The organism is Xenorhabdus sp. NBAII XenSa04 (assembly GCF_963866145.1).
Taxonomy (GTDB): Bacteria; Pseudomonadota; Gammaproteobacteria; order Enterobacterales; family Enterobacteriaceae; genus Xenorhabdus; species Xenorhabdus indica.
In genome coordinates this window covers 1-3689 of record NZ_CAWMEB010000088.1, presented here as the reverse complement: position 1 = coordinate 3689, position 3689 = coordinate 1, and the positions used below count along the sequence as shown (strand labels likewise).

At 40.4% G+C, this 3689-nt stretch carries 2 pseudogenes; both read left to right on the top strand.

The annotated features are described in order from the left end of the window. The first annotated feature begins 81 nt into the window (after positions 1-81). Positions 82-2345, top strand: a pseudogene (locus AAC147_RS04605) (toprim domain-containing protein). A gap of 1045 nt (positions 2346-3390) precedes the next feature. Continuing rightward, positions 3391-3689, top strand: a pseudogene (locus AAC147_RS04600) (hypothetical protein); the annotation flags it as partial.

Here is a 3689-nt window from a genome sequence, read left to right as displayed (position 1 = left end):
ACTCACCCTAAATTTACATCGTCAGATAAAACAGACGGACAAAAACCGCTCGACCTTATTCAATCCGTGAAAAAATCCGCTATGTATCATTGGGAAAATCTATTGCCTGCCTGTGGTATTGATATTCCCGCAAAAGGCAAACATGGCGCTTGCTCTATTTGCGGCGGTACTGACCGCTTTCACTTTATTGATGATCATCATAACGGCAACTGGCATTGCCGCCAATGTGACGCCCCAAACTATGGCGATGGGCTGGATTTAGTAGCGAAAACCAAAGGGATCTCAATTCTTGCAGCTGCAAAAATTATTGCTAACGTGCTGGCGTTGCCTTTGCCAGAACCCAAACCAGCTAAAGAAACCATTCAAATACAGCCCATCGCCGAAAAAGTGGCAGCATTAATGGCTCAAACTGTCGTCGGAAAACCTCCTTATCTGACGGCAAAAGGTCTGTATTGCTCTAACCAGCGATTGCTGAAAGATGGTTCGTTGTTATTGCCGCTGAGAACATTAGATAAAAAAATAACAGGGGCGCAGATCATCAAACCTGATGGAACGAAGAAATTACTGTCTGGTAGCCAGAAGAAAAGTGCTTTTATTGCATTATCAGAGATGGAAGAACATCCAGGCACAGTGATCATTACCGAAGGTTATGCCACGGCACTGACTATTAGCCAGTTACATCAAGGCACCATTCTGGCTGCAATAGATGCAGGTAATTTGCTTTCTGTCGCTCAATCAGTCCGAGAACATTGGCCTGATACGAAAATCATTATTGCCGCAGATAACGACTGGCATCTTCCCGATGAGTTAGATAAAAACGGTAAACCGAAAAAGAATGTTGGCAAAATTGCAGCAGAAAAAACCGCCAAAATAATAAATGGATGGGTAACGTTACCACCAACTGAGTACAAAGCCGATTGGGACGATTACCGCCAGCAACACGGAGTGGAAATAGCACGACAAGCCTTTATTCAGGGGCTTTATCAACCAACATCAATCAAGAAAAAAGCAGCTGTTCAGCTTAATAATGATACCGAATCTTCAAAACTGACATTATGCCAGATGGGAGCCAGTCAACGCGGGGAAGTGTTACTGGCGCGTTATAACGGAGATTTAGCGCTGGATGGCGCTTCGGAAACCGTACATCACTATGACGGCATTGTCTGGCGTCCAGTCAGTGACCGCGATTTAAAACGGGAAATGGTCGCTGCTTTTATGGAAGAGAAACTACCGTACTCACCACATGGTATCAGCTCTGCCGTGGATGCCCTGAAATTACAGCTTCCCATGATGCAACCACCAAAACGCCACTTAATCGGATTCAGTAACGGCGTATTTGACCTGAAAACTAGCCAGTTTCGGCCTCATCGCAAAAATGACTGGTTATTGCTTGCCAATGACGTTGAATTTGATTCCCCTATTTCGGGGGAAATCCTGCAAGATCACGCGCCACAGTTCTGGCGCTGGCTAACCGTTATGACTGGCAACTTTTTCTGGAAGTCACCGGAGCCGGAGGCAGTGGCAAAAGTATCTTTGCCGAAATTTGTTCCATGCTGGCAGGTAAAGGTAATACCGTTTCCGCAAGTATGGCAGCACTGGAAAACTCACGGGAACGGGCGTTGATTGTCGGTTATTCGCTGATTATCCTGCCAGACCAAACTCGCTATGTGAGCGATGGTTCCGGCATCAAGGCAATCACGGGTGGTGATGAAGTTGCTATCGATCCGAAGCACAAACAGCCCTATTCAACTCGTATTCCAGCGGTGGTATTGGCAGTAAACAATAATGCCATGAGTTTCAGTGATCGCAGTGGTGGAGTATCGCGCCGCCGTGTGATTTTCAACTTTTCCGAAGTTGTGCCAGAAAACGAGCGTGATCCACTCCTGCGGGATAAAATCGCGGCAGAATTGCCTGTGATTATCCGGCATCTACTTCATAGATTTGCTGATCCACAAGCTGCAAGGCGTTTACTGGCAGAACAACAGAAATTAGCAGAAGCGCTGGATATTAAGTGTGGCACAGATTCACTGGTCGATTTCTGCGGTTATCTTATAGCTTCCCATGAAACTGACGGTTTGTTAATCGGCAATGCAGAAATTATGCCGTTCAATCCCCGTAAATATCTTTATCACGCCTACCTTGCTTATATGAAAGGTAATAACCTGAATAAACCTGTTTCTGTAACTCGTTTTGGTATGGATATGCCGGGCGCACTGGTGGAGTACGGTCAGCATTACCTGCGCAAGAAAAGCAAACAAGGTATTCGTAGCAATCTGAGCCTAGATATTGATGCTGCTATCGAATGGATGCCGAAACTGACAAAGGATAGCCTGCCAGAAGAATAATTTCTTCTGATTATAATCGTTTTCCAAAGAAATATAAAAAAGTGTTCACCACTATTCACCCTATAATTTAAACCAGATATATCAAAACATTACAGGGTGAATAGTTATTTTAAAACTGTTCACAACTATTCATCACTGTTCACCTTATTTTCCGGTTCAAGGTGAACGGTTGGGTGAAGAGTGGTGATGAGTTTGATTTCAAGTCATCACCACTTAATAGTATGAATTTAAATAAAAATATTTAAAGGTGAACAGTTTTATTACTAATTCTTTAATAGGGGGGTAGATAAAAATTTTTTCTCTGGCAGGTATTTTTTTCGGATCTCTGAGTTAGCGGGTTAATGTATTAGCCCGGTAACTCGGAGAAGACAAGCGTAGCGCGTCAGTGTGGTTTGAATCTATCGTCTTAAACAAAATGTAACACAGGTAACCATATCTATTTGTTTAATATACGATATTAATCACGATTTTCATGCTTTATTGTCACCTATACTAGAATATATAAATAATTCTGGTATATCCTGTCCTGCGGTGTATCAAAAACATGCAATTACTATTGGTAAGATAAAGAATTTTTTAGCTAGGTCGGTTTTAGAACTGGCAAAAATGATAGGGAGGGTTAAATGTGGATTAAGTCATTACTCAATATACTGATAATAACAATTTTATTTATTTTTAGTAATGTAGGATTTATTTCTATTGATTTAACTATAAAAGAAGTAATAACTCTGTGGACAAACAAGGAGTACACCCCATCTGAATTGTCTTTTTTCATTCAGATCACAGGTTATGTAATGCTGGCTAACAATTTTCTGTTTGTCTTATGTGCCACAATATTCTTTTTCCGAAATAAATTAAAGTACAGTTTGAGAATGATTTTTTCTGTCTTCTTAATTGCCCTAATAAATAATATATCTACGTTTATTTACGTCTTAAATTTACCGAATTTTTTTAAATTTATTAAAAATTATGATATGCATTTGGTATTATTTTCATTTCCTGTCTCAATGGTTATTATTTATATTCTTGCAAGGATAAAAAACAAATGAATAATAGGGATATAATCAGACAATCAAGAATTTTAGACAAACTCGACTCTCATACATTAAATATGTATGACACGACTTGTCGGTGGCTACCTAAGGGTGTTTTTTTATGGGTAGAAACAAAGGGTACAGGCCATACATTTATTTCTGTTCATGCCGAAAGTGGAATAAGTGTATTTACCTATGGTCGTTATGCCGATACTGGGCCATTAGGAATAACTGGTGATGGTGTTTTGATTTGGTTGCAAAATAATGAAGCAATAGAATATATGTCAACTGAGCTTTATAGAATGGAAGC